General features: G+C 61.8%; 32 protein-coding genes. 6 read left to right on the top strand and 26 right to left on the bottom strand.

The genetic code is table 11. The features are described 5' to 3' along the window. Positions 1-80: 80 nt before the first annotated feature. The 3 genes from ACQR50_RS14245 to ACQR50_RS14235 are packed head-to-tail and all read right to left on the bottom strand — an operon-like array spanning position 81 to position 2,040. The gene (locus tag ACQR50_RS14245; protein ID WP_428968816.1) at positions 81-1,349 is read right to left on the bottom strand and encodes a Y-family DNA polymerase; all 1,269 of its coding nucleotides are present in this window, start codon (positions 1,347-1,349) and stop codon (positions 81-83) included. Continuing rightward, positions 1,346-1,780, bottom strand: a complete 435-nt coding sequence (locus ACQR50_RS14240) for a LexA family protein (RefSeq protein WP_428968815.1) — start codon at positions 1,778-1,780, stop codon at positions 1,346-1,348. The genes ACQR50_RS14245 and ACQR50_RS14240 overlap by 4 nt, the downstream gene beginning before the upstream one ends. Continuing rightward, positions 1,777-2,040 carry a hypothetical protein gene (locus ACQR50_RS14235; protein WP_428968814.1) on the bottom strand — a complete coding sequence of 88 codons (264 nt, stop codon included), beginning with the start codon at positions 2,038-2,040 and terminating at the stop codon, positions 1,777-1,779. The genes ACQR50_RS14240 and ACQR50_RS14235 overlap by 4 nt, the downstream gene beginning before the upstream one ends. A 136-nt stretch (positions 2,041-2,176) precedes the next feature. On the opposite strand from ACQR50_RS14235, the gene ACQR50_RS14230 reads away from it, so the two are divergent. Then, a complete protein-coding gene (locus ACQR50_RS14230; protein ID WP_428968813.1) occupies positions 2,177-3,283 on the top strand; it encodes a hypothetical protein in 1,107 nt (368 codons plus the stop codon). A gap of 222 nt (positions 3,284-3,505) precedes the next feature. Here the strand turns inward: ACQR50_RS14230 and ACQR50_RS14225 are convergent, their stop codons facing one another. The 8 genes from ACQR50_RS14225 to ACQR50_RS14190 are packed head-to-tail and all read right to left on the bottom strand — an operon-like array spanning position 3,506 to position 6,599. After that, complete coding sequence (locus ACQR50_RS14225) at positions 3,506-4,111, bottom strand: hypothetical protein (protein WP_428968812.1); 606 nt, start codon at positions 4,109-4,111, stop codon at positions 3,506-3,508. Continuing rightward, positions 4,095-4,364, bottom strand: coding sequence for a hypothetical protein (locus ACQR50_RS14220; protein ID WP_428968811.1), 270 nt, complete (start codon positions 4,362-4,364; stop codon positions 4,095-4,097). Before ACQR50_RS14220 ends, ACQR50_RS14225 begins: the two co-directional genes overlap by 17 nt. Then, positions 4,361-4,591: a hypothetical protein gene (locus ACQR50_RS14215; protein WP_428968810.1), complete on the bottom strand. Its 231-nt coding sequence runs from the start codon at positions 4,589-4,591 to the stop codon at positions 4,361-4,363. Before ACQR50_RS14215 ends, ACQR50_RS14220 begins: the two co-directional genes overlap by 4 nt. Before the next feature lies 1 nt (position 4,592). Beyond that, positions 4,593-5,156, bottom strand: coding sequence for a hypothetical protein (locus tag ACQR50_RS14210; protein ID WP_428968809.1), 564 nt, complete (start codon positions 5,154-5,156; stop codon positions 4,593-4,595). Position 5,157: 1 nt separating this feature from the next. Further along, a complete protein-coding gene (locus ACQR50_RS14205; protein ID WP_428968808.1) occupies positions 5,158-5,535 on the bottom strand; it encodes a hypothetical protein in 378 nt (125 codons plus the stop codon). Positions 5,536-5,538: 3 nt separating this feature from the next. Beyond that, on the bottom strand, positions 5,539-6,162 hold the full coding sequence (locus ACQR50_RS14200) for a hypothetical protein (RefSeq protein WP_428968807.1): 624 nt from the start codon (positions 6,160-6,162) through the stop codon (positions 5,539-5,541). A gap of 3 nt (positions 6,163-6,165) precedes the next feature. After that, positions 6,166-6,384 (bottom strand): hypothetical protein, encoded by a 219-nt coding sequence (locus tag ACQR50_RS14195; protein ID WP_428968806.1) that lies wholly within the window; start codon positions 6,382-6,384, stop codon positions 6,166-6,168. 2 nt (positions 6,385-6,386) lie between these two features. Further along, positions 6,387-6,599 (bottom strand): hypothetical protein, encoded by a 213-nt coding sequence (locus ACQR50_RS14190; RefSeq protein ID WP_428968805.1) that lies wholly within the window; start codon positions 6,597-6,599, stop codon positions 6,387-6,389. A gap of 159 nt (positions 6,600-6,758) precedes the next feature. Here ACQR50_RS14190 and ACQR50_RS14185 point away from each other — a divergent pair, with 159 nt between their 5' ends. The 4 genes from ACQR50_RS14185 to ACQR50_RS14170 all read left to right on the top strand — a co-directional run bounded on the left by ACQR50_RS14185 (position 6,759) and on the right by ACQR50_RS14170 (position 10,954). Continuing rightward, positions 6,759-7,007 (top strand): helix-turn-helix domain-containing protein, encoded by a 249-nt coding sequence (locus tag ACQR50_RS14185; protein WP_428968804.1) that lies wholly within the window; start codon positions 6,759-6,761, stop codon positions 7,005-7,007. 222 nt (positions 7,008-7,229) lie between these two features. Continuing rightward, a complete protein-coding gene (locus ACQR50_RS14180) occupies positions 7,230-9,194 on the top strand; it encodes an ATP-binding protein (protein ID WP_428968803.1) in 1,965 nt (654 codons plus the stop codon). A 94-nt stretch (positions 9,195-9,288) separates the two neighbouring features. Beyond that, entirely contained in the window at positions 9,289-9,690 is a 402-nt protein-coding gene (locus tag ACQR50_RS14175) for a GNAT family N-acetyltransferase (protein ID WP_428968802.1), read from the top strand. 238 nt (positions 9,691-9,928) lie between these two features. Beyond that, the gene (locus ACQR50_RS14170) at positions 9,929-10,954 is read left to right on the top strand and encodes an extracellular catalytic domain type 1 short-chain-length polyhydroxyalkanoate depolymerase (protein WP_428968801.1); all 1,026 of its coding nucleotides are present in this window, start codon (positions 9,929-9,931) and stop codon (positions 10,952-10,954) included. A 386-nt stretch (positions 10,955-11,340) separates the two neighbouring features. On the opposite strand, the gene ACQR50_RS14165 is transcribed toward ACQR50_RS14170, so the two are convergent. The 15 genes from ACQR50_RS14165 to ACQR50_RS14095 all read right to left on the bottom strand — a co-directional run bounded on the left by ACQR50_RS14165 (position 11,341) and on the right by ACQR50_RS14095 (position 22,669). Beyond that, positions 11,341-11,946, bottom strand: coding sequence for a hypothetical protein (locus ACQR50_RS14165; RefSeq protein ID WP_428968800.1), 606 nt, complete (start codon positions 11,944-11,946; stop codon positions 11,341-11,343). Between the two features lie 54 nt (positions 11,947-12,000). Then, positions 12,001-14,055: a hypothetical protein gene (locus ACQR50_RS14160; protein ID WP_428968799.1), complete on the bottom strand. Its 2,055-nt coding sequence runs from the start codon at positions 14,053-14,055 to the stop codon at positions 12,001-12,003. Between the two features lie 2 nt (positions 14,056-14,057). After that, complete coding sequence (locus tag ACQR50_RS14155) at positions 14,058-14,936, bottom strand: hypothetical protein (RefSeq protein WP_428968798.1); 879 nt, start codon at positions 14,934-14,936, stop codon at positions 14,058-14,060. Beyond that, entirely contained in the window at positions 14,936-15,394 is a 459-nt protein-coding gene (locus tag ACQR50_RS14150) for a hypothetical protein (protein ID WP_428968797.1), read from the bottom strand. The genes ACQR50_RS14155 and ACQR50_RS14150 overlap by 1 nt, the downstream gene beginning before the upstream one ends. Before the next feature lie 401 nt (positions 15,395-15,795). After that, on the bottom strand, positions 15,796-15,993 hold the full coding sequence (locus ACQR50_RS14145; protein WP_428968796.1) for a hypothetical protein: 198 nt from the start codon (positions 15,991-15,993) through the stop codon (positions 15,796-15,798). Beyond that, on the bottom strand, positions 15,990-16,430 hold the full coding sequence (locus ACQR50_RS14140) for a DUF5681 domain-containing protein (protein ID WP_428968795.1): 441 nt from the start codon (positions 16,428-16,430) through the stop codon (positions 15,990-15,992). The genes ACQR50_RS14145 and ACQR50_RS14140 overlap by 4 nt, the downstream gene beginning before the upstream one ends. After that, positions 16,417-16,833: a hypothetical protein gene (locus ACQR50_RS14135; RefSeq protein ID WP_428968794.1), complete on the bottom strand. Its 417-nt coding sequence runs from the start codon at positions 16,831-16,833 to the stop codon at positions 16,417-16,419. The genes ACQR50_RS14140 and ACQR50_RS14135 overlap by 14 nt, the downstream gene beginning before the upstream one ends. Before the next feature lie 13 nt (positions 16,834-16,846). After that, positions 16,847-18,361, bottom strand: coding sequence for an AAA family ATPase (locus ACQR50_RS14130; protein WP_428970709.1), 1,515 nt, complete (start codon positions 18,359-18,361; stop codon positions 16,847-16,849). A gap of 11 nt (positions 18,362-18,372) precedes the next feature. Then, positions 18,373-19,383: a DUF7146 domain-containing protein gene (locus ACQR50_RS14125; RefSeq protein WP_428968793.1), complete on the bottom strand. Its 1,011-nt coding sequence runs from the start codon at positions 19,381-19,383 to the stop codon at positions 18,373-18,375. Then, positions 19,373-19,660, bottom strand: coding sequence for a hypothetical protein (locus tag ACQR50_RS14120; RefSeq protein ID WP_428968792.1), 288 nt, complete (start codon positions 19,658-19,660; stop codon positions 19,373-19,375). Before ACQR50_RS14120 ends, ACQR50_RS14125 begins: the two co-directional genes overlap by 11 nt. Then, a complete protein-coding gene (locus ACQR50_RS14115) occupies positions 19,657-19,923 on the bottom strand; it encodes a hypothetical protein (RefSeq protein ID WP_428968791.1) in 267 nt (88 codons plus the stop codon). Before ACQR50_RS14115 ends, ACQR50_RS14120 begins: the two co-directional genes overlap by 4 nt. Then, positions 19,920-20,207 (bottom strand): hypothetical protein, encoded by a 288-nt coding sequence (locus tag ACQR50_RS14110; RefSeq protein ID WP_428968790.1) that lies wholly within the window; start codon positions 20,205-20,207, stop codon positions 19,920-19,922. Before ACQR50_RS14110 ends, ACQR50_RS14115 begins: the two co-directional genes overlap by 4 nt. A gap of 236 nt (positions 20,208-20,443) precedes the next feature. After that, positions 20,444-20,629, bottom strand: coding sequence for a hypothetical protein (locus ACQR50_RS14105; protein WP_230482321.1), 186 nt, complete (start codon positions 20,627-20,629; stop codon positions 20,444-20,446). 118 nt (positions 20,630-20,747) lie between these two features. After that, positions 20,748-21,410: a hypothetical protein gene (locus ACQR50_RS14100; protein ID WP_428968789.1), complete on the bottom strand. Its 663-nt coding sequence runs from the start codon at positions 21,408-21,410 to the stop codon at positions 20,748-20,750. A 26-nt stretch (positions 21,411-21,436) separates the two neighbouring features. Then, complete coding sequence (locus ACQR50_RS14095) at positions 21,437-22,669, bottom strand: tyrosine-type recombinase/integrase (RefSeq protein WP_428968788.1); 1,233 nt, start codon at positions 22,667-22,669, stop codon at positions 21,437-21,439. 427 nt (positions 22,670-23,096) lie between these two features. Between ACQR50_RS14095 and ACQR50_RS14090 the strand changes: the two genes are divergently transcribed. Continuing rightward, positions 23,097-24,200, top strand: coding sequence for an RICIN domain-containing protein (locus ACQR50_RS14090; RefSeq protein ID WP_428968787.1), 1,104 nt, complete (start codon positions 23,097-23,099; stop codon positions 24,198-24,200). Positions 24,201-24,359 lie beyond the last annotated feature (159 nt).

Below are 24,359 nucleotides of genomic sequence, written 5' to 3'. Positions count from 1 at the left end.
CAAATGTAGGTTGGAGACGGTTGAAACGGTGTAGTCTGGGGCAGGGTCCCCGCGACACGTTTTGTTACAGCGTCCGTGCATCATGCCCGAACCGTCGGCACCTCATCAATCCGCGTCGTCCATGCAGGCGACCGCATTTCTGATCGAAGCCGCCACTGCCGTTTGAAGCCCTGTCCGGCAGTAACGGCCGTGAATGTTCCGAAGCGCCCGTTTACCTCGTCCAGTGCAGCCATGAGACGATCGCGCTTTTCCGTATCGGCCTCGAATAGCGTCCGGGGGCGATCATCCGCCGCCATCAGATCGTCGAGCAGAATTCCTGCCTTTGTATAGGCGTATCCATCCCGCCAAGCTCGCTCTGCACACCGCCGGGCGGCGGCGATCAATTCCAGGCTATCACTCGTCATTGGATGCAGTGCGACCGCTCGGGACCCGGCATATTGCGGGCGGTCGGGCTTGTGCTTGTTGGTATGGAAGAACGCCGTCAGCCGCCCCGCGACGAGACCGTGATTGCGCAGCTTCTCCCCGGCCCGAAGCGCATATTGAGATAGCGCGCCCATCAGGGCGTCGAACTCAGTCACAGGCGTCCCGAAGGACCGCGTGACAGCCATGCCCTTGCGCTGCGGCTCGACCGCCTCAACGGCGTCAGCGGGAATGCCGCGCAACTCAGCGACCAGTCTCTCCAAGACGACCGTGCCGACGCCTCGGGCCTGCTTCATGGGCATATCTCGAAGTCCGGCGGCGGTGGTGACGCCCAGCGCTGCCAGCTTCAGCGCCGTCGCCTTGCCGACACCCCAGACGTCACTGACGGGGAAAATCTGCATGACGTCCTGGCGGAGGCATTCATCTCGAAGGTCGGCAACGCCACCGAAGCGCGGCTGCTTCTTCGCGGCGGCGTTCGCCAGCTTGGCCAGTGTCTTGGTATCCGCGATGCCGACGCAATTGGGGATTGTCGTCCAGCGCAGAACCTGAGCGCGGAGGCGATGGGCGTGATCGACCAAGTCGCGGTCATCGAACCCGGCCAGGTCGAGAAATATCTCGTCGATCGAGTATATCTCAAAGTCTCGGACGAACGCCTGACAGGCAGCCAGGACACGGCGCTGCATGTCACCATAGAGCGTATAGTTGGACGATCGGACCTGAATGCCATGCCGTCGGATGAGGTCGCGCAGGTGATGGGCCGGATCGCCCATCTTAATGCCCAGCGCCTTCGCCTCGGCAGAGCGCGCGATCGCACAGCCGTCATTGTTGGACAGCACGATGACCGGCACGCCCACCAAGCTGGAGTCGAACGCTCGCTCACAGCTGACATAGTAGTTGTTGCAGTCGATCAGGGCGATTGGCGAGGTCATACGACCTTGCGAGCCACGCCCACCACGACGCCCCAGATCTCGACATATTCGTCGACGAGAATGTGGGAAAAGCCATCCGCCTCCGGGACAAGCCAATAGCGGCCGTCCATCTGCTTCAGGCGCTTCAGCGTGCGATCACCATGGACCAGCGCGACGACGATCGAACCGGTGCGTGCTCGCTTGGCACGGTTGACCACGATCAGGTCGCCATCGGTGATCCCGGCGCCTGCCATGGATCCGCCCTCGACCCGCATGATGTAACTGGCGGCCGGATGCTCGACGAGCCAGGCTCCCAGATCGATCGGTTCTTCCATGTCGTCCTGGGCAGGCGATGGGAAGCCCGCCGGCGTCCGGCACAGGAAGAATGGCACCTCGCGCGGGACAAGGTCGAACGGCACGTCATGCAGGCGCATCGCAGGCTGAAGTGTCACGTGACGGGCAGCGCGAGCTGTTCGCCAGCGGCAGCCAAACAGGCGCGAGCCGCCAGCGCACCATCCACGGCCTGACGGTAATGCACGGTCCCGTATCGCTCTGCCTCGTCGAACGCGAACTGCGCCCATTCATCCGAGGGATAGCAAGCCTCATAGATAGCGCGCGCGGCTTCGCGCAGGCGGGGGTCGTGCTGCATCATGCTCATATTCCAGCGATTCGTGACCCGGCCTAGCTGGAACGAAAAGGGAACATAGGTCAAGTGCGCTTGATGCGTCGCGTGAGGCCAAAAGGACCTAGAGGCGATCTCGCTTCGAGGTCCGCGCAGTTCATAGCAGATGGGCCTCGACTCACGGGTTGCCCTATGCACTACTGTCGAAAAGGCGGGAGGCTAATAAGTGACCAAAACAGTCAATGATGTAGATTCCAATTTGCGACAGGTGGCGCTTCGATTCAAATCATGGGCGGCGGAGCAAGGCATCTTGACTTACCAGCCTCCTGACGACCTGTACGAAAACCGAAAAGATGACCTAGATGATCTAGCTGAGGTAAGTCAGCCACAACAGGCCATCGCCATACTGAACCAAAGAAAGATAAATTTCGTCGGGATCAATCCGGAAAAAGATGAAATTGTCGTAGCAACGCATCAAAAATTAACAAAGCGAGATTTGGAAGCTCTGCCTTCCGAATCTGACGGTGGGCACAAGTTCAAGTATATTAAATCCCACCCACCTCAGGTTCGACTGCCACTATCCGGTGGCGTTCCAGCCTCTGCACATGCTCTTCACAAGGGGTTCTATACCTGCGGATCCTCAATTTCGGTTGCTAATTCGGTATCCGCAGGAACTTTGGGGGCACTGGTTAAAGACGAAAAAGGTGAGATTTTTGCTTTAACCAATAATCATGTGAGCGGGGGGTGTTCATATACTGACGTGAGTTTTCCGATCATGGCGCCAGGGCTTTTGGATGTGCGACCGAACGGCCACGACCCATTTACTGTTGGGCACCACGCCTCGGTGGCGCCGTGGACGTCAGGAATACCTGACAACGTTGACGTTACTGAAAATCTCGATGCAGCTATCTTCAAACTGAAGGGGCATGATGTGCTGTCCTCTATGCAAAGGTCAGCATACGACACTCCAACGGTCACTGTTCCACCCGTTCCCGGCATGAATGTAAGAAAGATTGGCAGGACTACAGGGGATACGAAGGGGACAATCGTCGCACAGGCCGTGGGATTTGTACCAGTGGCAATGGAGACGCCGCTATTCCGTGGCATTATTTATTTCGATAACGTTTTTGCGATCCAGGGGGCGCTGGGGCAACCCTTTAGCGATCGTGGAGATAGCGGATCGTTAATCGTTCATGAGGACGGAGCGGGCGAACGTTCTGCGGTGGGTTTGTTATTTGCTGGTTCGGGAGATCAGCAATTGACGTTCATGCTGCCTATCGATAAAGTGCTTTCGCACTTTAAAGTCACCTTGGTTGGTGGCCATAACGTATAATATGGATATGCAGCAGGCAGCCCGAGCATTACAGTCAGTGTTAGGGCTGCCTCTGTCGGCGGTTACGGTTCTGGCATGGCGTAGCCCGACATTCACAGGCCTAAAGGTCTGGGTCGACAGGACTTATGGAGGGCAACTCCCCTCGATCCCTGAACGCTTCGAAGGGTTTGACGTAACGGTCGAAGATCGTCCCTTCATCAGCGCTCGCTGAGCATATCTGAGCTATGCTGCCTGCAAAACCACCATTGCCTCGATGATCGCCTGCATCAGCACATGACGCGGCACAGGCACTCCGACCGACACATATCCGGGGTTCTGCGCTGACCGCGTCCCGTAAAGGTTGATCCACTTACGCCCATGCTGTCGCCAAGCGCGCTGTAGTGGCACGACAGGTAGCAGCAGGCACATCCCGGCGGGCGCATAGGCATAGCCGATGAAGTCGGCCGCCAACGGCTTCTGGATCCACCCAGGCACGCGACGCGCTTCGTCCGACCAGCGCTCCAGCAAGACATCTGGCCAGTCGTGCATCCGCACCTTCTCGTCGACGGTATAGGTTCGCCCACAGGACAGGGTCAGTAGCCGATCTATCCCGCCTCGCTGCGCCCATCCGTCTTCCCGGACGGCCACCGCTGACACCATCGTCGGGAATGCGCGCCGGTACATCGGAATCCACCAATCGGCGTCTACGAAGCGCTCGGACAGCGCCAGGCTATCGCGGAAGCGGTGCACGCGCGGAGAGCCCGCCGCTCGACGATCGCGAGCGACGGGCCTGTGTTCCATGTGCCGGGACGGGCCCGGCGGCGTGATCGGTTCAGGAGTGAAGGTCATCCGCCTCCGTGGGATCGTCTTCTTCCAGATCCTCGGGCTCGAGGTCCGTGTCCCCGTCCAGCTCGTCCATGCGGTCGATCAGCCGTTCGGTGATCCGCGCCAGTTCGGCACGGGGCAGGGAAGGGATGGTGGCCAGCACGGCATGCGGCGATGCGACCCGGTCCAGCCGATGCCAGGGACGGCGGCGCGATCGGCGCCAAGGCATTGCACGGTTGGCGCTGGGTGGCGGGGTGACGGCAGCGTGTCCCATCATGCCGCCTCCCCATAGTGCCGCTGTTCGATGGTCTGGCGCACCGCCTCGGCTCGGTCAGGATGTCCGACGATCTGCGCCATCAGCGGCGTCAGGTCATCGGCGGGGCAGTCCTGAATGACGAGCCACAGCTTGCGGTCGGACGTGAGCGCATAGCCGCCGCCGATCTGGACGAGGGCGTGGAGCCAAGCAGTGGGGTTAAACGGGGCGGGGTGGAGGAGGGTGGCCATGTCAGCGCACCTCCTGCTTGAGGCGTTCGACGTCGGCCCGGATGGCCGCCGCATATTCCTCGCTGAAGGGAATATCCTCGCAACGTTCCTGCGCCGCATCCATCTTGAGCAGCAGGGCGTCAAAGTCTGGCGCCGGGGTGTTGATGATCAGCGTGTCCAGCGCGTCTAGGGACGCTTCATTGGCTTCGTCCTCGCCATCGGTGCCGCGGGGCATGTCGTCGAATATGGCCTTGAGGCGCTGATATTCGGCCAGGACGGCGATCCAAGCGCTGCGGTGTTCCTCAGGCGCCGCCAGCAGCCGGCGAGCATGGAGCATCAGCCGGTTGGCGTTGTCCTCGTCAATCCCGGTCTGTCCGCCGCTCGCCATATGGCTCAACAGGCGTGCGAACTCCGGCCAGGACGTCGGCTCTGCCTTGTCCGCGAGGTCGGAGGCTTCGCACATCGCCTGGGACGCTTGTTCGTATTCAGGGGTGTCATCGGCGGCGTCCGGCAGGGAGTTGAACCGATGAACGGCATCATCGTGCGCGTCGAGCAGAGCGCAGAAGGTTTCGCTGGTGGTCGACATGTCAGCGGCCCTCCACGCTGGAGAGACGCGCGATGTCCGCGCGAAGCTGTTCGACGTGCTGCTCTTCCAGCATGCCATGATCCGCGAGGTGTTTGAGCTTCCAGTCGAGCGCCGCCAGATCCGGGGCGCTCGTGGCGAACAGCGCCCATTCCGCTTCGCCGAGCGGCTCGATGCTATCCGACCATTCCTGTTCCAGATCCTCGGTCAGCGTGCCATTCGCCTGCGCCTCACTGTGGCGGGCATCCAGCGCGCGGTCGCGTGTCTGTTCGGCTCGCAGCTTAGTGGTGGCTGCTTCCCAAGCGGATCGGTCGAGATGCTGATGCGTAACCGTCTGCTCGGCACCATCCAACACTGCGGGACGGGTCATCACGTCCGTCATGGATCAGCCCTCCTTGTTCGCGATGCGGGCGGCATCAGGCAGCAGGACGTCGAGCACTGCGACGCCGTCATCCATCTGCCGGGTCATCATGAAAGCCAGCTTGGCGTGAAGGTCAGCGGCGGTTTCGCAGGGGAACAGCGCTACATCCCATTCGGTGGTCGCCATGGTGTCAGCCAGCGCATTCGAGCGGTCGTAAGCGGCCTGCAGGCCGGTCTGACGCTTCATTCGCTGTGCCTGGCGGGTTCGGTGCAGGTCGGCTGCGACAAGGCGACGCAGTTGCGCGCTGCTGGGATGGAGACGGCCCGGATCGCCGCGCACGATGTCCCGAGCGAGGCTGACAGCGGCGGATTCGGCCGTGGTCCAAAAGGGGCTGTTCTGGATGTCGACCGTCACATGCGGGACGGCGTCGATCAGTGCGTCGGTGCGCGCCTTCAGCGGGTCATAGGTGGCCGTGTCGAAGTCGTCGCATTGACGCTTGGCTTCATCCGCAGCGGCGATCAGCTTGGCCAGGGCAGGGCTGACGCCCGAGCTGGTGGACATGGTAGATGCGACAGCCGGGACGGCGGCGGCAAGCGCGACGAGGCCAGCGCCCCCGAACAGGGCGCGACGGGTGGTTTCGGTAGCCATCGTTTAGCCCTCCCGCGCCATCAGGCAGCCGTTCGACGGATGCCGGGTGAAAAGGCGCTCGCAGGCGTCGGCGGCGATCACCGCTTCGATCGCGCGCTGCTGACGAGCATTGGTAGCGCGATGTTCACCGGCCAGCGAACGGGCATAGGCGCCAGGGTTGCCGGTACGCAGATGTTGGCGTGCCATATCGACGGCACGCGACGTGATCTTGTTCAATGCCATGATCAGGCCTCCATCGCTTCAGCAAGGGTCTCGACCCGCGTCAGGCCCAGATGGGGCTGGAACTGGTAGAAGCGGTTAGTGGAGGGCTGCCACAGCGCCCAGATGTCAGGACGGCCGTCACCAGGGGTCAGGACGCGCGCCTTAACGACGAGGTCCTTGATGAAGCCGACGTTGACGACCTGGCCGGCTTCCCAGCGCTGCTTGGCCGGACGCATGCGAGAGGATATGGAGGAATAAGCCATTTTCGATCCTTCCGTGATCGGTTCTGGTCAGGCCGGGGCGGGGAGGTAGGATTCCCTGTCTCGGCCGACTGATAGTTTTCATATCACTAGTTTTTCTAGCAATCAAGCTTAAAGTGATCTAATAAATATCACATGATGACCGTCGAGCAGTGCCGAGCCGGACGATCCCTTTTAGGTTGGTCCGCTCAAGAACTTGCTGATCAAGCTGGTATCGGCGTTGCTACAGTGCGCCGTTATGAGGGCGGCAATCCGATCGCGTACAATTCGCTCGAGGCCTTATCCAGCGCGCTGGCCTCCGCTGGCGTCACGCTAATCGGGGCAGATCAAAAATCGACATCTGGCGGCGTTGGAGTCCGCTTGGCGAAGCCCGAAACGACCTAAGTCGACTGCCGTAACCACGCTGGTCGAGCACAACCCATTCACAGCATTATCATAAAGTTGATCTAGCGAAATTGAACGCCGGGGCGCTTGAGGTATTTCGCTTCCATGCCCCGCTCCGATCAATTTGACTCTCCGCTCCCTCGTTCGTTACGCTTTCTGTCCGGCGGCGGTGAAGCCGCTCGCCTGATCCTCGAACGGGATTGGACCGGACATCCCCTCGGCATGCCCGAGACCTGGCCTGAGGGATTAAAGGTCGCTCTGAGCCTCCTGCTCAATTCCCCGGAATCGATGATCCTCGCATGGGGGCGGGACGATCTGACATTCTTCTTCAATGACACATACATCCCGCTGCTGGGGCCGCGCCGCGACTGGGCGATGGGCACCCCGTTCAAGGACGTATGGTCGGATGCCTGGGAACAGGCCAAGCCCATCATCGATGAAGCCTTTGCAGGACGGAGCCAGCGCTTCAACGATCTGCCTTGGAAGCTCGACACCGATCGCGGCGCAGCGGATACGTGGTTCACCTTCTCCTATTCCCGTGTCCTAGACGCGGAAGGTGAGATTGCGGGCCTGTTCGTTTTCACCAACGAGACGACTGCACGCGTGCTGGCAGATGCTGCCCTCAAGGAAAGCCAGGCCCAGTTGAAGGCCGCGAACCTGATTCTCGAACAACGGGTGGAGGAACGCACCGCAGAGCGAGATCGGGTGTGGCAGCTGACCAACGACCTGATGGCGACCGCCCGACTGGATGGCTATCTGGTTCAGGTGAACCCGGCGTGGACGCGACTATTGGGCTGGGTAGAAGCTGAATTGCTCTCACGACCCTTTGTCGAATTCGTCGATGCGGCGGATCACGCTGAAACTGCTCGGGTCGTCGCACAACTGGCGGCGGGGGAGATGGTCACCGGCTTCGTCGATCAGGTGCTGGCTAGCGATGGCAGTTTTCGCACGATCATGTGGACAGCCGTGCCAGATGTGGGTTCGGACCTCTTCTACATCATCGGTCGCGATCTGACGGAGCAGCACCGAACCGAAGAGGCCTTGCGCCAAGCGCAGAAGATGGAGGCGGTAGGGCAGCTTACGGGCGGCCTGGCCCATGACTTCAACAATCTGCTCACCGGCATGATGGGCAACCTCGAACTCCTTCAGCACCGCGTTGCGCGAGGGCGATTGGAGGATCTGGATCGCTTCATTCTCGCGGCCCAAGGTGCGGGCCGTCGCGCAGCCTCGCTGACTCAGCGCCTGCTGGCGTTCTCCCGCCGCCAAACCCTTGATCCGCGCCCCACCGACGTCAATCGGCTGATCAACGGTTTAGAGGACATGCTCCGCCGGACGATGGGGCCGGAAACCAGCATGGAAGTGGTTGGCGCCGGGGGGCTGTGGACGGCGTGCATCGATGCAGGGCAGCTCGAAAACGCTTTGCTGAACCTATGCATCAATGCCCGCGACGCCATGCCTGATGGAGGGCGGCTCACGATCGAGACGGCCAACAAGTGGCTGGATGATCGCAGCGCAAGGGAACGGGACCTGCCCCCAGGGCAGTACCTATCCATCTGCGTTACGGACACCGGGTCCGGCATGGATCAGCACACGATCAATCGTGCATTTGAGCCGTTCTTCACGACCAAGCCTCTAGGGCACGGGACGGGCCTAGGCCTTTCGATGATCTACGGTTTCGCCAGGCAGTCGGGTGGGCAGGTCCGCATATATTCCGAACTGGGGATGGGGACGACCATCTGCATCTACCTGCCGCGCTATGTGGGGGATGCGGAAGACGACGTAGAAGAGATGGTGGCCGCATTGCCGGATCACGGCAGCGGCACGATCCTTATCGTGGACGATGAGGCGACTATCCGGCATCTGGTAAACGAGGTGCTCGACGAGGTGGGCTACACCGTCATTGGGGCAGCTGACGGTGCCGCAGGGCTGAAAGTGCTACAGTCCGGTGCGCGTATCGATCTGCTTATCACGGATGTCGGATTGCCCAATGGCATGAACGGGCGACAGGTGGCCGACGCTGGGCGATCGTTGCGCCCAGGCCTGAAAGTGCTGTTCATCACGGGCTATGCCGAGAATGCGGCAGTGGGGAACGGGCATCTGGAGCCAGGGATGGAGCTATTGACCAAGCCGTTCACGCTCGATGCGCTGACGAACAAGGTGAACGAGATGATAGCGGCAAACGACTAAATCTCCACGGGACTCATTCGGTTTCTCGACCATTGTACTTGCAACGCTTCAACCGCTGTGCCGTAATTCGCCGAACGATATGAGGGGCTTGCATATGGTCGCTATCCGGCGCGGGGAGCCGCGCGACCTGCCGCGATTGATGGAGTTCGACTCGTTTTCGGGCGATCGCATCAATGAGATTGTCGAAAGGCGTATGCTGGTGGCGGAGGTGAACGCGACCGTCGTCGGATACCTCGCTTGGCAGCATGGCGGGTGCATCGGCAAGGACTATGTGAACAAACTGGTCGTCGATGACGATTACCGCCGCAGGGGGATCGCCCAGGCGTTGGTCCACGCCCTGAGTACGACGCTGACCGGCCGAATCTACATTTCGTCGGGGGCGGCCAACGTGCCAGCGCTGTCCCTCATAAATGGGACGGGATGGATCGCTGCCGGACAGATTGTAGGTCTGTTGCCACAAGGCGAGCCGGAGCTGTTTTTCCGTAGAGACCTTTAGCTGAGGGCCATCCGCTCAGGGGCGACGTCGGCGGTTCTGCTAAATGGGCGGCTAGGGTCCGTGCCGAGGACGCCTTGCGCTGCGAGCCCGGGCGCACCAGTTATGTTGCAATGCACAATAGGATGTGTGCGGCAGGCATAGCCTATCCAGTGCTCCCCCACTGCCGAAAAGGGGCACCGCTATGCGCTCAATATCCGACACCATCGCCCATCTCCGCAACTTGGCGGCCTCCGGAGATATGACAGACCGGCGGGCGGCATCGCTCACGTCCTTGGACGATTTTGGGCTTAACCCCGGCGCTCTGCGGGGTTATCTGCATATTCCGCAGGGTCTACCCACCCGTGCACCGCTCGTCGTTGTGCTGCACGGATGCACGCAGACCGCCGCCTCCTATGATCATGGCTCGGGCTGGTCGACGCTGGCGGACAGGTTCGGTTTCGCGCTTCTGTTTCCGGAGCAGCAGCGCGCGAATAACCCCAATCTCTGTTTCAACTGGTTCTCGCCCGAGGATGCGCGGCGGGGCGGCGGCGAGGTTGGGTCGATCCGTGACATGGTTATCGCGACGGTCGGGCGCTTTGGCCTTGATCCGGCACGGGTTTTCGTCACCGGCCTATCCGCGGGCGGCGCGATGACGTCCGCAATGCTGGCGTGTCATCCCGAGCTTTTTGCCGGTGGCGCGATTATCGCGGGGCTGCCATTCGACACTGCTCACAGCGTGCCGGAAGCACTCGAACGCATGCGCGGTCGCGGCCACGACCGCGCTACCCTGAGCGATCGTGTGCGAATGGCAGCCGCGCATGGCGGTCCTTGGCCAACGGTTTCGATCTGGCATGGCACGGCAGACCCCACGGTTGACGCGGTCAACGCCGGGCTGATCGTCGACCAGTGGCGCGGAATCCACGGCGTCGGCGAGCCAAACGTAACCGAGCGGATCGATGCCCACAGCCGCCGCACCTGGCATAACCGGGACGGACGTGTGGTGATTGAAGAATATATCGTCACGGGCATGGGACATGGGACGCCACTGGCTACCGATGGCGATGAGGCCTGTGGCATGCCGGGTCCACATATGCTCGAGGTCGGTATATCCTCTACATACCGGATTGCTGCGGCATGGGGGATCGTACCGGCGGTAGCACCGCCCCGGCATGTCGACATCGCCGCAACCGTACCGCAGGGGCAGTCGTCGGCACGTTTGTTGCGCTTCGATCCGACGGCGACGATCAATGACGCGCTGAGGGCGGCCGGGCTCATGAAGCCATGACGCCGCGCGCTCGGCATGGAACCGTCTGTCGCTATATCAGGCGGTGCCGCTCTTCATGACCATCGCCTACAGGTGACGCCACCGCTAGCCTGCGGCGCCACAAAGTCCGGCAGCCCCGCTGTCGCCCAACCAGATCGATCGCTAGGCGGCTGTGGGGGCGACTGACCATCAAGCGGCTTTCATGCCTCGGCTGAGGGTTCGAGCAAGCGCCGCTTAATAAGGATACAGGATCGGTAGACGCACGGCTGTGCAGGCACTGAACGTCGAAGAGAACTGTCAGGTGCTATACCGATCGCTATATCTACGAGGTGCAAATTTGGCCCATCATTGCCGCTGGCGCCGCCGTATATAGGTTTACGCCGTCTAAACGTTGGCGGTGGATAGGCCTATGGCTCCTGGCGTTCGTCGTTGCCGTCCTCGGCGCGTGCACGACCCACGTCAGCGGCTAAAAGTTGCTGGACTTGAGATAGCTCTCCCCGGATGGTGGGGTTCCGAGCCGCGATACTGCCAAGGCGACGGACATGCGCGGTAATCTGCGCTGGCGTGGTCTGATTGGGCGCACGACCGAGCCACTCGACGAAGCGGGGATTGGTCAGCAGGCGTGCCGTCAAATTGAGCCCGGTGAATTTCACGCCCGCTGCCGCCACCGTACCCGCAGCAGCGCCACCAACCCCACCGGCCGCATAGCCGCCGCCGGCGCCTAGAAGGCTGAATGCTCCAGTCAGAAAGCGATCATAGTTCGCCACTTGTCCAGACCGCGATCGATTCAAGCTGTTCGCTGTGTCCCGCTTGGCTGTCGCGATATGGATCAGGTCGTTGATCGCATCGGCGCCCTCCCGTCCGAACACCGCTTCACGCGCCGCCGCCGGCATCTTTTGTGCCTGGGTAACAAAACGAGCCGGGGAAAAGTCGTCGTCGGCTGTGCGCCGGCCAAGGCTCGCCGCAACCGTCGAAGCCACATCCGCGCGCTCGTCCGGGCTCAGGCCCCGCATGACGCCTGCAAGCCGCTCACGGTCGCCACGTTCCCCAGCCAAGGACATGACACGCTAGTAGGCCTGCTCGCCCGAATAAGGCCGGTCGCGCGGGCCAGTGTAGTGCTGAACAACGTCCCTAATGTACTGCTGGCGCTGCGCATAATAGCGGTCAGCACGACGATACGCGGCGGCGGCGCGCGGGTCGGTACGATTCAATGCGTCGGTGATGTCCGAGGACGCCGCATCGATGATCTGGCTTACCCGCCGCTCGGCATCGGTCATCGTCAGGTTGCGCGAGCCGATCTCACCGCGCATCGCGGTCCGCATACTACGGATGGCCGCGATGGACAGGGGACGCGGCGTGTATCGCCCATTACTGCTATTCTGCACTACCAGATCGTTGCGCATGTCCTGCAACAAGCTGAGAAGCCCACGGTTGGCGTTGGGGGTTTCGGACAGCTCAGCAATATTGCCGTCGATGGCATCAAGCGCCGATTGCGATCGCACGGTGGTCGTTGGGGCCATTCGCTCGGCATCGGCATACAGGTCGTTCTTGATCTGCCGCGTACGGTCTATCATGCGGGCACCCGCATTCTGGATTGTCAGTCCCATGCTTTCGGGCGTCTGTGCGGTACCGCCTCCAACGCGTGTTACGGCACCCTCCAGCGCTTCGTTACCTGACCGCAAAGCGTCCTGTACCGGGCCTGCGCCGCCGGGCGATGCTTCGAGGAAGGCCAACGCGTTACGGGCGCCGGGCCGCAGATCGGCGGCGGTCATGGGTACGTCCTGGCGCGCACCAGCTTCAGCCAATGCATGGGCTTCAGTGCGTGCCGAAGACGAACCAGGGCGGATACGAGCCAGCGCGTCGCCAACGTAAGGGGCGGCTTTTCCGAACGCATAGCCCCCGACGGCACCGAGTCCGGCGCCTGCCAATGCGCTAGGTGCCCGCTCAAGGATGCCGCCCTCTCCTGACCCGAAGCCATAGGCGCCGCCGCTCAGCGCACCCACACGGGCAAGGGCAGAAGGCGTGCGAGCGCCGGCACCAAACGGAATGGCGAGGCCCCCGAGCAACTGGCCGCCGATGCGAGCCGTGGAGTGGTTCTGCTCGTCACCCGCCATGATCGCGCGATTACGGTCAATGTTGCGGCCCAATCGGTCGAGAAAACTGCCGTCGCCCCCGCTGCCTGCGAGGGTGTCCGCGACCCCGCCAAGTTCATCGAGACCACCAAACGTCGCGGCGTCCCCGACACCGCGAGAGAAGGAGCCGAACGCACCGTCACCGGCATCTATCGTTTTCGGTCCGCTCGCACCTTCGACGTCGACGACGATCCCGGGTTCTTCACCGAACCGTGCCTTGTACGCCGCTCGATACCCGTCGCTATGTCGATCGCCACCGAACGCCGCCGCGAGCTGGTCTTCCGCCATGCCGTGTTCGTAGGAAGCCTGGTCCGGATAGGTGTTGAACGTTCCATCGGGCATCTGAACGGCAATCGATCCGTCGTCACGCCGCTGAGGTTTTCCAGGCTTCCGGTCGCGCAGACCCAAGGCGTAATCCGTCACGCTGTCCGCACTCAGGCCTTCGAATGTCTTGCCCTGACGATCAAGTGCGGTCGCGGCCGGGCCGGCGCTGACCTTCAGGCCCTCGATCGCGCGTTGCCGTTGCGCCCGCTTCTGTTCGATCACCTCGGGGCCATCGCCAGGCATCGGAAAGAATGTGCGATACTGGTTGCTGAATTCACTCGGGGGGACCGCCGCACCCGACTCATAGCGCAGTGTCGCCGCGATGAAGTCCCGCTGCGCCGCGTCCGCCTTCTGCCGATCCGCATCATTGAACCAGGTATTCTCAAGGTCCGGAAACGAGTCATGCAGCCACTGGCGCGCCATTCCGCGCGGAGCCACGCCCTCGCCGTTATTGGTCGCCTGATAATCGGCGTCAGCCCCGCTGGCGCGGTGGTAGAAGGTCCCCGCCTTGCCCTGCTCGACGGTCGGCTGCTTGGACGCGGGTGCAAGTCCACGGTTGCGATAGGTGTCGAGTTCGGTTTGATGCTCAGGCTTGATACGACCGGCCGCCTCAAGCTCCATCAGCTTGACGATGCGCGGATTGGTGACGGGATGCTGCTGCGGCATACTCAATAATCCAGATCGGAGGTGTCGGTGCGGACGCCGGCAAGCGCGGCACGGTCCAGGGCGCGTTCGTTGAAGCGGGTCTGTGCGCGCCGGTCAGAGCGGGCGCGGTAATATTCCTGCCGACCCTCCGACTGGGCGGCACGGGCATTGTCGACGCGATCGTCTTCGCGTTGCCAATCGAACCGCTTTTCGGCAAGCTGCTGGGAAAGCGCGTCCTTGACGCCCAGTGACTGGGTGATCGCGCCAGCCAGCCCCTCGTCTGATGGGTCGAAATTGTCGATCTCGTCCTGTGTAAAGCCTGCCTGCGTGAGCGCTGCACGGTGCTGGTCGATAATGTCCCGCCGCTTGGCATATGGAACCTGGCGAGCAGCAAACGCGGCGGCGGCAAGGGTGTCAGCCTCAAACCGGAGTTGCTTGCGCTGGGCTTCCTGCATCGATCCGATCTGTGTCGACAGGCTTCCTGCCAATTCCGGATCGAGCGCGTAGAGGTCAGCTATGGTCTTGTGTTTGACGGGTGCGGTTACCGTCACTTCGCCGCTGGGCGTAACGTTACCAGACGCGGGAAGGGCGTTCATGTGGCGTCCGCTATCGGCAAGACCTACGCCAGCGAGGACGTCCGGGATCATACCACGCGCAGCATTCTGACGGCGGACCGTGTCCTGCTTGTTTTGGAACGTCAGGCGATCCTGCCCCGCCTTCTCCATCGTAGCGGCCCTGGCCGGATCAACTTCATACAGAGCGTTTAGCGCGTCACGGTTGTATGGATCACGAGCGAGCGCGTTGGAGGCGGCGGAGGCCCGCCCCTGTTGATACCCTTGCAAGGCAGCACCGCCGATGTCTGTCGGGCGCCCCAGCAGGCTCCAGTCGATCTGCAAGCCCATCAGTGGGCCTCACCGCTGGCGATGCGATCGGCGGCGGCAATAACATCACGGAGGATGCCTTCGCCCTCCAAGACGCTCGACCATGCCGTGATCTGGCGGTCAGCCCCAGTTGAGCCTGCGGCAGCCAGCGCTCGAAGATGTACAAATGCACGTGCGTAGAAGTTTACCGCCGACCCATCGAGTCCGGAGGCAAGCGCACGCTCAGCTAGAGAATGCAACGCAACAACGGCCTCAGTCGTACGCGACAAATCCGATCGGTGCGGGCAATCGGCGGCCATTCCGGCAGACATCGCATCGACCAAGCCCGCGAGCTTTGCCCCGGCTGGACGCCATGATGTCGAATGCGTGTTTAGTGCCAGAAACTGATCGACTTCGCGCTGGCTGCTGAAGAAGACCTTGCCATCAATTTGAAGAGGAGCGGGGCGTCCAGGCGTCGCATGATCGGTCATCGGCATCATCCAATATGTGATGGAGGCCATCGGGCCCGATTGATGCTTTTGACTATGGCGCTGGGTCGCCCATGAAATAGTGGGCGTCAGCCTTTTCACCCACTATTCCGCAGCGAGGCGGCACCCGTAACGCTGGCGGATGCCGAAGCTGAGGAAACGCGCCGTCCCCCGCTATCGCGAGCTGGTGGATTACTGTCAGACGACCTTCGATGAGACTGGCGCCATGCCAAGTTATTCAACGATAGCGGCGGCGCTGCGCTTCCACGATCGGAGCACCGTTCGTCGGACTGTCATGCGGGCTGAAGCACATGGGCTGTTGCACCGCGCGGGGGAATGGCGGGGCGGGAAAGGTCAGCGAACGGGACAGCGGCTTCGACTGGGGGCAGCGCCTATTAGCGCTTAGCGACCCATCAGCTGACTGAAACGCGCCCACTGTCGCAGTTCGGCTTGCGGACGATCACCAGCAGATCCGCCGCCGCCGGTTCGACGCCATGCGCTGCCAAAAGCGCATCAACGTCCTGGGCCGCCCCACATTGCGCCACGATCAGCCGGCTTGCGCCGATCAGCGCGCCCTCCAGTCGTGCCACACGTTCCCTGATGCGTGTCATGCCCTGCCCCTTTCTTCCAATGCTGCGATGCGTTGCTCAAGATCGCCCGTCTCGACGATCGCCTTATGGGCGGTCAGCAGGGCCATCACGCGACCAGCCTCATCCGGCGTTACGTCCCCGGCGGTCACCGACGCCAAGATCGCTGAAGAGGCTGACACGGCATCCGCAGCGGTCTTCACCGGCGGAAGATCAATGCTAACCGGCGCGTCTCGACGGGGTGGCGCAAGACGATCCAGGCACAGGCGAAGGGCAACCGTGTCACCCTCCAGCGCCTTGTCGATTGCCGCCTTTGTCAGGGCTTCGTGCTGCCCCTCCAGCAGCGCCTCGATGGCGCGGGTGACACGATGACGTGCGCCCCTCGGCTTGCCGGGGTTGCCGGGCTTGAATCGCCCATCGCCCGTATTTTCGGGTAGATTACGGGGCTCAGAACTGTCCAAAATACCCTCCCTGCGACCGGCCGATTTGATCCCGCAGATCCTTGATGAAGGCCGCGCTGCCGTTATGCATTGGCATGGCGTCAGGCGCTCCCCGGCCAGTTACGACGAGGAACCAGCGCCCAGGATCGCGGCCCGCAGCGAAATAGCGGGTTCTGTCCTGCTCGCTAATCTCGTCAAAGGCAGTCGGAGCGATGACTGCGGCCGGCGTGGCGTTGGTCGGGTCATTCGCATCGACGACAATCATCGCAAACGTCGAAGGCGACCAGCCGAGATGTACCAGCATTGGCGTGACCCATTCGGATGATCCCTCCGGCGGAGCGTACCGCACGAGGCCATACCACACGCCTGTCCCTTCGGGACGCATATCCTCCAGCTTCTTGAGCCGGGTTTCCCAGCGGTTCATGCCATGCGCTCCATTAGTCAGTTCCTTCGAATGGATCATTGGGCAGAGGCTCATGCCCCGTCTCGCCAGGCGCGAGGATCGGCCGGAAGGCGGGATTGCCTGCGGGGAAGACGACCCGGGGTTCAGCACTGCCTGCCCCACTCTGCCCCACCTTCACGCAGGCCTTTGCACCGGCTGCCCCACCCACCTCCCCTAAAGGGGGGGAGGTGGGGCGGGGCGGTAGCGGTGCCCCACCTTGCCCCACTTCATGCGCCCCACCTTGAGTAAGTGGGGCGGAGGCGTCGTCTGCCCACCGACCAACCTCAACGAAGGGCTTTTCCTCCCGCTTCACAGGGTCACGACGGTTGACGACGACGAGGGCGCCGTTGGAGATCCAAGTGCGGATGAGACGGCCGATGCGCTTGCGATCGCTGTTGTCGGCCTTGCTAGCGTCGAGCCCGATGGCGTCGGCAACCGCAAACCCGACCCAGTCCTTGGCCTGCACGCTCTCCTTCCATGCCCCACCGTCGATACGGCGCTGTACCTTCAGTAGGTGGTCAGCCGTCAGCCCCTCAAAAGCGTCCGGTGGCGTCCAGCGGATCACGACACCAACGTTGTCACCTTTCTCGCCATAGGGATCGTCAGGACCGGTTGAATTGCCAACATCTTGCGATGCAATTCTGAACCATTCCGCGTCTACGGCTGGTGCACGGTTCGATTTGTCGTCCTGCACGGTGAACAGGCGCCGCCGCTCACCTTCATCGGTGATCCCAAATTGCTCCGCCTCTCGTGAATCCATACGGTTGAGGACGAGCGTGACACGCGCCGCCGCGATCAGCGAACTGCCGCCGCGTGCGGACTCCGCCGACACCTTCTCGCCGCCCAGCTTTCGGCTGTGGTGGACGAGAACGATTGCGCAGTTCGCGCGCTTGGCGATGCGGGCCCAAGTCTTGGCCACAGCGTCAATCGCGCCATTGTCGTTCTCGTTGACGCTGTGTGACGACACGAACGGGTCGATCACCAGCACGTCCACCTTCCGGGTAATAAGCTCGGCGACCAAGGCGTCGACGACGGGTACCGCCACTTGGAAGCCGGCCTCGCCTTCGAGCGCGATGCACAGCTCTGCACCTTCGGGGCCACTGTCGACGAAGATGCGGGAGTCGCATTCCACTGCTGACACGTTGTGGAACAGCGCCGCGGCGGTCAGCTGCATCTCGAGTTCGCCGAGGCTGTCCTCAAGGTTCCAGTACCAGACGGTTTTTGGGCCGCCCCAGCTCGTCTTGCCGAGAATGTCTTGCCGCCCGCTAGCGAGTGCGAGCATCATGGACGCCACGAACGATGACTTACCGACGCCACCGGGAGCGACAATCGCCGTCACGGTCTCCCGCAGAAGCCAACGGCCCCATACCCATGGCCGTCGGGGCAGCGTTCGGGCATCGGGCCAGCGAAACGGGCTGGCCTTGATGGCTACGGCCGGTTGGACTGAGCGGCCATTGTTGGTGAATGGTACGGGCGTAAAGGGGTGTGCGTCTTCGAACCGCGATTGCATGGATGCCGCGCTCATGACCGCGCCCCCATCAACTCATCGTTGAAGTCCTTGTACGGCGGGTTCGGGCGCATGATCCGCACCGCCAGGCCTGATGCGGTGAACGCCTCTGCCGCTTTGGCCGCCGCGACGGACCCAGCAGCATCGCCATCGGCACCAATGACGATCGCCCGCGTCACGTCTGCGAACGTCATCTGCGGCATCATCGAAGTGCCTGCCGCCACCCACACAGACCGCCCCAGCGCTTGGGCAAGTGTCAGACCGTCCTCAAGCCCTTCCGTCACGAGCATGCTGGCGGCGGGCGGCCCGAGTTGGATGGCGCCACCGATCACGTGACCCAAGCTGTACTTCACCTTCGGCCTCGGATCAGACTCGGTTGGCGTGGTGGCTGCCTTGCGCCCGCCCTCCGTCAGATATGTGCGCTGTACACCGACGAGTTGTCCGGCCGGGTCGGTGACGATGGCGACGAGCGCCGGAAGCGGTGCGGGGCCGTTCGCAGCCAACAGGCCGTTGCCGTCGATCTTCGGGGGAGCGATGCGAGCGAACCGCAGAGTATGCGGCAGCGGCATTGTGATGCCACGCGAGCGGAGGTACGCTTCCGCCGGAGTGCCATCGATCGAGACAGATGCATCGACGATCCGCTGAGCCACAGCCCGCATATCGGACTTCGCCTTGGCAGGAGCACGCTGCTGTTCGAGTTCACGCAAAACGCCGCCGTCGAGCATGTCGATCGCCTCGATCAGCGAAACCCTGTAGGATGCCTTTACGAAGTCCAGGACGTCGCCGGTCCAGCCACACCCGAAGCAATGGGCGCGTCGATCGTCCTGATAGATCGTGAACGAAGGTGTCCTGTCAGGATGAAACGGGCAGCATGCTTTCCATTCCCGTCCTGCACGCTGCAACTTTACGCCCGCTTTCGCAGCAACACCCGACAACGGAAAGCGGTCGCGGATGCCGCTCACAATGCGAGCCAGCTCGTTACCTTCCATACGGTGGCGATGGTTGCGATTGGGATCAAAATTCATATTGATCCTCCATCAGCTTGGCTGACGCGCGTTGATCGGCAAGCGCGTCGTCGCAGATCTCGACATCGCAGCCACCGAGGTAGACGTCGCGGTTCAGGGCATAGGCCACAGCGATCGCATCGCGACCATCTGCGAACGGTCCCGAAAAATTGCCCCAGCTATCGCCGGACGAACTTTCGTGCCCGACCTGAAAGCCAGTAACCTTGCTCCCCATCACGCAGACTGTCCCACGGTATGGGAGGCGGGGCAGGCGCATAGGAATGATACAGGCGCTCATGCGACACCCCCGGGACGTACTGCGTCCGTGACATAGTTGAAGCGACGGGGCATTTGGCCATCCGCCTGGATGACCAGAGTGAGCCCCATCTTCTTCGCGCTGTTGATAGCGACGCGGGCCGCGTCACCGTAAGGACGTGCCGTTGCCAACCGGTCGAAGAACGACAATTTTTTGCCGCTCAAGACCTGCCTGATGACGCACCAGCGCGGCCCGTCGACCTGCCGGAGCAGCACGAAAAGGGTTTTGTCCTCGGACCCGCTCATGCTTGCGGTTCCTTTCGGTCAAGGGCCGAGATCCGCCAGACGATGGCCTTCGCGCCGCTGACGTTGCGACGACGCAAGCCAGTGTCGAAGATCGCCTTGCGGTCCTTCAGGGCCGTGAAGCGTGGTTGAAGCGAATATCGAGGATACCCGGCGGCCGCGCATGTTTCGTCGACGGTCAGACCGCCGGGATTGGCATGCAGCGTCTTCATGACGATGCGCTCGAGATGACCGGCGGCGTCCGCAATGGATGCCCATGCTGCGGCCGATGTGTCGGTCTGGCGCATTACCGCATCCCCTCATTGTAAGAGGGAAGGGCGCCCCAATGGAGCGACGCGATCAGTTCGGCGCGCAGACCAGTGATGCCAAACGCCGAATTGAGCCGTTGAAGCTGCAGAGCAGAGCTGCTATTTTCAAATTCGTCGCCGCTGAGCTGACAAATTTTGGGAAGCCGCACGGTGCCAGCCGGGCGGCTTTCTCGCTTAATAGGGTGCGAGCGCCCCTTTACAGTTGCCATCGGTGATCAGGCGGCAAGCTGCGTCAGCAGCTTTTCCTTGAAGCGGCGTACGCTGCGCCCCGTGATGACCGATTTGCCGTCGAGTTTCAGAAGTTCGAGATCTCCTCGCGCAACCAGCTGATACAGCTTCGTGCGACCAATTCCGCCAAGGTCTTGGCGGGCTTGGGTTACCGAAAAGAGAGGTTCGTCCATGTCGTTGCCTCCGTATGGATGCTGGCGAACACCAGCGGGCAACAGGATTAGTAGCGGGCCTTACGGGTGAATTGCCAAGGACATTAAATGGCTTTCTTGTCCACGCTGCCAGGACCGTCTAAAAGCCAAGGACGCGCTTGTAGGCCGCTCCATCGTGCAGCAACTGCCGATTGTCTGAGCCGCGATCGGTAAACCAGAGATCGTTTTTGCCTTCCAGTTTTGCTGCAGCAATTTTCATATCTAGGAGATCGGCGCCGAAGATCGGGGGCAGGTCACGGCTTCGCCACTTCTGAATGGCTGACCAAGTGACACCAAAAGCAGATGCTACCATTTCCCGTCGAGGCTCACCTTTTATCCCTGCTCCCTCAAGATATGCATCCCATTCTAAGGCCCTAAGCTGCCACACGGCGCGCGTATAACTATTCCGCCTCTTGCCTTGGCGGGGATCTATAGGCGCAAATAAGACAGGATAGTCGCCGCCTGCTACATTTGCGGCTTCGATCGACACATCGGTAACCGACGAGCCTGAACCTATTTCTTCTAAAGATGCGAAGAAATGGAACAAGGTGGTAAGCCGATCTGACGCTGTTGATAGTGCGGCTTGCCGATCAGTCGGATCAGGCGTCGGCCCATAGGCATGCCGCAAGACCCGTTCACCGCATAGCTTCGCCGCAAGCTGCAGGGCTTCCCTAGCAATCACTGGGGCCCAATCTTCTTCGTCGTCTGGGTTTGTTCGCAAATGGCTCGTCCTGCTGACGAATAGATCCAGGGCTTGCAGCATTGCCCCGTGGTCCAATGGCGGATGACTCATGCGACGGTTCCAACGCTGGTGTCCCCCACGAACTGCCCCCAAGCCTCCAGCAGGTCGCGTCGCATGTCGAGAAACTTAGCCCGCTTGTATGCGCGGATCACCTTGTCCGGCACGACATGAGCCAGAGCGGCTTCAGCAACCGCATCAGGCACCTCGGGCATCTTCTCGGCTGCCCAGTCCCGGAACGAGCTGCGGAAACCGTGCACGGTATAGGCGTGTCCTGCATCACGCAGGGCCTTGCTCAACGTCATATCGGAAAGCTGCTCACCTTTACGGTTGGGGAAGACGAGGTCGTCAGGCTCGTGGCCGCCTTCCTCGAATATCTGCTTCAGCAACGCCACTGCGGGCTTGCTCAGCGTCACGTTGTGCGCCGTCTTGGTTTTCATCACCTCGGGCGGTCGGTTCCATTCCGCTTTATCGAGGTTGAAATGCTTGCGCCGTGCTGACCGAATCTCCCCCGATCGCGCCGCCGTCAGGATCACCAGCAACAGTGCCTGGCGCCCCTTGGTCGGTGCCCCGGCATTCAGTTGCGCGACCAGCGCAGGCACCTGCTCATAGGGCATGGCGGCATAATTCCCGCCATCCGCCTGCTTGGCCAAGCCGACGGTCACGGACCGGCGCGGCGCCTCGCTTTTCCGCCAGCCCTTCGACTTGGCGAAGTCCAGCACCTTGCTGATTCGGAACCGCACCTTGCGCGCCATGTCCGGCTTGCTGATCCAGATGGGGGCTACCGCGTCCCGGATGTGCTCGGCATCGATCTGATCGACACGCATCTTGCCCAAGGACGGATAGGCGTGGTTGGTCAGCGAGCTGAGGAAGATCGTGGCGGTCTTTTCTGCCCAGCCACTTTTGAGCGCCTCGTGAGTCGCCTTTGCTGCTTCCTCGAATGTCGGAACCTTGCGGCGCTCGCGGTCGCGTTCAGCGATGGGATCCAGCCCGGACTTGGCGGCCGTGCGCAACAGCCCGGCTTTCTCCCTCGCCTCGCTGAGCGTCAGGACCTTCTTATGCAGGATCGGGATGGCGATCGGGGGAGGGGTGTTTCGGTCCCCTCCGACGCGGCTGGACGTGTCGATAGAACCCAGGCCAATATCCCGCCGCTGCCCATCGACCTGCACGCGCAGCAACCAGGACTTCCCGCCGGTCGGCTTGACGAGCAGGTACAGGCCATCGCCGTCAGCATGGCGTCCCGGCTTGGCGTTCTTGACCGACAGGGCTGTCAGCTTGCCCATAATTCTCCCTCAACCGTTCCCTCACCATATCGCGGCTTATAGCGAACGTCTACGAACGATTACGGAACAAATGGACTTCCTCTGTTCTCACCATAAGAGGGGAAGCGGTCGGGAACGAACGGTGGCGGTCAAATAGTTAGATGCCTGTCGGGTGCGCCAGCTCTCCCATCCTTGTCACGCGTCGAACGGCTTCACCTTGCACGCCGGCGCGATTTTACTTGCCTGACAATCGCTTGGCGCGATCCGGTAGGATCCGTCTTTCGCCGCGCCGTCTTTCCTCGCCGTGCATGACGCCGTGTCGCTGGCGATCGGTATCGCACAGCAGCCCGCGATATTGTCGGACCTTTCATCTGCGGTTCATTTTCCACATGTCAAAAATGGTTCAAGAAAATATGTTCATGATCTGTGATAAAAATGGGAGAGTGACATGCGAAAGGATATGCTGCCGCCATCAACACGTCTTGCGGTCACATTGGGTATCAGTGCGCTGGCATCCGCCTTGGCATCCTGCGGGGGGGAGGGGGCTTCCAAGGCCATCTCGGTCGTCCCCGGCGCTACGGCGTCGGCCACCTCCACGACCGGTGCGAGTACGACGCCCGCTGCTGCCGCCACGTCCACCCCTGGCAGTACGACTGCCGCTGCCCCGGCCGACCTGGAATATTACAAGATCGGCCAGCTGACCTGGTCGCTCGACACCGAAGTGTCCGAGGATATTCGCGCCCGCATCACCGATGCGATGAACTGGACCATCAACCACACCAACACGCTGGCCGGTTATACCGGCAATGTCAGTGTGACCTATCATGTCGGAACCCCTACGGCGGAAGCCGATTATCGCTGGCGTATCCAGTTCGGCGGATCGATCGGTCGGCGCGTCGCCTTGCATGAATTGGCGCACTGGCTCGGCTCGGGCACCTATGGCGAGTGGGATCGCTATATGGTCGATGGCCGCTGGACGGGGGCGGTCACCGATGCGCGGATCAAGGCGTTCGATGGTCCTGCCGCCGTACAGTGGGGCGACCGTATCCATTTCTGGCCCTATGGCCTGAATTACGACGACGAGTTTTTCGAGACCCAGCGCAACGTTCAACTGGTGTCCTCGCAATTGTCCGATATGGGGCTGGGCGATGCGGCGGCCCAGTTCGCGGGCAACCGGCGTTTCGCCAATCGATCGAGCAAGTTGCTGATGGACGGGGTCGGCGCCAGCCCGATCGCCAATAGCGGTTCGGCCGCAACGCTGGTCTGGAACGTCCGCTATGTCGACGGCTATATCGAGCTGGTCAGCGCGGACGGCCGGGCGATCGACTCGCTGGGCAATACCAACAATGGCGACCCCACCGCTCTGGCACCTCGCTCACAAGGCAATGGTCAGCAATGGGAAGTGTTACCGACGGATGACGGCTGGTTCCAGCTGCGCAACCGGCAGACATCCAAGTGCCTGGATAATGCCGGCAATCTCAGCACCGGCGCGCCGATCCGCGTCTGGGATTGTGAGGGGCGTCCGAACCAGCAATGGCATCTGGTGCGCTAATATACGGCGGGGGCTGCGGCGCAGGTCGCAACCCCCATGCCACCCCATTCCCATGATTCCGCCCGCCGGGGGAGTTCGTCCCTACTCCGGCGGGTTGTTTTCATGAATGTCGTTTGCATGATCGCCAGGTCGACCGGGATTTGCGTGGCAGGACATGTC

The sequence above is a fragment of the Sphingomonas sp. Xoc002 genome (assembly GCF_050408055.1).
Taxonomy (GTDB): domain Bacteria; phylum Pseudomonadota; class Alphaproteobacteria; order Sphingomonadales; family Sphingomonadaceae; genus Sphingomonas; species Sphingomonas yabuuchiae.
Note: the sequence above shows the minus strand (reverse complement) of the source record. Positions and strands in the feature narration are given on the sequence as shown.

What these genes read in the sequence shown, in the direction of transcription:
- ACQR50_RS14125 (WP_428968793.1), bottom strand. Translation starts at nt 19,383, where the DNA reads ATGAATTTTGATCCCAATCGCAACCATCGCCACCGTATGGAAGGTAAC.
- ACQR50_RS14135 (WP_428968794.1), bottom strand. Translation starts at nt 16,833, where the DNA reads ATGAACCGCTGGGAAACCCGGCTCAAGAAGCTGGAGGATATGCGTCCC.
- ACQR50_RS14100 (WP_428968789.1), bottom strand. Translation starts at nt 21,410, where the DNA reads ATGCTGCAAGCCCTGGATCTATTCGTCAGCAGGACGAGCCATTTGCGA.
- ACQR50_RS14180 (WP_428968803.1), top strand. Translation starts at nt 7,230, where the DNA reads ATGCCCGAGACCTGGCCTGAGGGATTAAAGGTCGCTCTGAGCCTCCTG.
- ACQR50_RS14115 (WP_428968791.1), bottom strand. Translation starts at nt 19,923, where the DNA reads ATGAGCGGGTCCGAGGACAAAACCCTTTTCGTGCTGCTCCGGCAGGTC.
- ACQR50_RS14200 (WP_428968807.1), bottom strand. Translation starts at nt 6,162, where the DNA reads ATGGCTACCGAAACCACCCGTCGCGCCCTGTTCGGGGGCGCTGGCCTC.
- ACQR50_RS14170 (WP_428968801.1), top strand. Translation starts at nt 9,929, where the DNA reads ATGACAGACCGGCGGGCGGCATCGCTCACGTCCTTGGACGATTTTGGG.
- ACQR50_RS14190 (WP_428968805.1), bottom strand. Translation starts at nt 6,599, where the DNA reads ATGCGTCCGGCCAAGCAGCGCTGGGAAGCCGGCCAGGTCGTCAACGTC.
- ACQR50_RS14105 (WP_230482321.1), bottom strand. Translation starts at nt 20,629, where the DNA reads ATGGACGAACCTCTCTTTTCGGTAACCCAAGCCCGCCAAGACCTTGGC.
- ACQR50_RS14130 (WP_428970709.1), bottom strand. Translation starts at nt 18,361, where the DNA reads ATGCAATCGCGGTTCGAAGACGCACACCCCTTTACGCCCGTACCATTC.
- ACQR50_RS14160 (WP_428968799.1), bottom strand. Translation starts at nt 14,055, where the DNA reads ATGCCGCAGCAGCATCCCGTCACCAATCCGCGCATCGTCAAGCTGATG.
- ACQR50_RS14220 (WP_428968811.1), bottom strand. Translation starts at nt 4,364, where the DNA reads ATGATGGGACACGCTGCCGTCACCCCGCCACCCAGCGCCAACCGTGCA.
- ACQR50_RS14175 (WP_428968802.1), top strand. Translation starts at nt 9,289, where the DNA reads ATGGTCGCTATCCGGCGCGGGGAGCCGCGCGACCTGCCGCGATTGATG.
- ACQR50_RS14225 (WP_428968812.1), bottom strand. Translation starts at nt 4,111, where the DNA reads ATGACCTTCACTCCTGAACCGATCACGCCGCCGGGCCCGTCCCGGCAC.
- ACQR50_RS14215 (WP_428968810.1), bottom strand. Translation starts at nt 4,591, where the DNA reads ATGGCCACCCTCCTCCACCCCGCCCCGTTTAACCCCACTGCTTGGCTC.
- ACQR50_RS14165 (WP_428968800.1), bottom strand. Translation starts at nt 11,946, where the DNA reads ATGCGGGGCCTGAGCCCGGACGAGCGCGCGGATGTGGCTTCGACGGTT.
- ACQR50_RS14150 (WP_428968797.1), bottom strand. Translation starts at nt 15,394, where the DNA reads ATGATGCCGATGACCGATCATGCGACGCCTGGACGCCCCGCTCCTCTT.
- ACQR50_RS14185 (WP_428968804.1), top strand. Translation starts at nt 6,759, where the DNA reads ATGATGACCGTCGAGCAGTGCCGAGCCGGACGATCCCTTTTAGGTTGG.
- ACQR50_RS14155 (WP_428968798.1), bottom strand. Translation starts at nt 14,936, where the DNA reads ATGGGCTTGCAGATCGACTGGAGCCTGCTGGGGCGCCCGACAGACATC.
- ACQR50_RS14245 (WP_428968816.1), bottom strand. Translation starts at nt 1,349, where the DNA reads ATGACCTCGCCAATCGCCCTGATCGACTGCAACAACTACTATGTCAGC.
- ACQR50_RS14210 (WP_428968809.1), bottom strand. Translation starts at nt 5,156, where the DNA reads ATGTCGACCACCAGCGAAACCTTCTGCGCTCTGCTCGACGCGCACGAT.
- ACQR50_RS14095 (WP_428968788.1), bottom strand. Translation starts at nt 22,669, where the DNA reads ATGGGCAAGCTGACAGCCCTGTCGGTCAAGAACGCCAAGCCGGGACGC.
- ACQR50_RS14145 (WP_428968796.1), bottom strand. Translation starts at nt 15,993, where the DNA reads ATGACACGCATCAGGGAACGTGTGGCACGACTGGAGGGCGCGCTGATC.
- ACQR50_RS14205 (WP_428968808.1), bottom strand. Translation starts at nt 5,535, where the DNA reads ATGACGGACGTGATGACCCGTCCCGCAGTGTTGGATGGTGCCGAGCAG.
- ACQR50_RS14090 (WP_428968787.1), top strand. Translation starts at nt 23,097, where the DNA reads ATGCGAAAGGATATGCTGCCGCCATCAACACGTCTTGCGGTCACATTG.
- ACQR50_RS14110 (WP_428968790.1), bottom strand. Translation starts at nt 20,207, where the DNA reads ATGCGCCAGACCGACACATCGGCCGCAGCATGGGCATCCATTGCGGAC.
- ACQR50_RS14195 (WP_428968806.1), bottom strand. Translation starts at nt 6,384, where the DNA reads ATGGCATTGAACAAGATCACGTCGCGTGCCGTCGATATGGCACGCCAA.
- ACQR50_RS14120 (WP_428968792.1), bottom strand. Translation starts at nt 19,660, where the DNA reads ATGAGCGCCTGTATCATTCCTATGCGCCTGCCCCGCCTCCCATACCGT.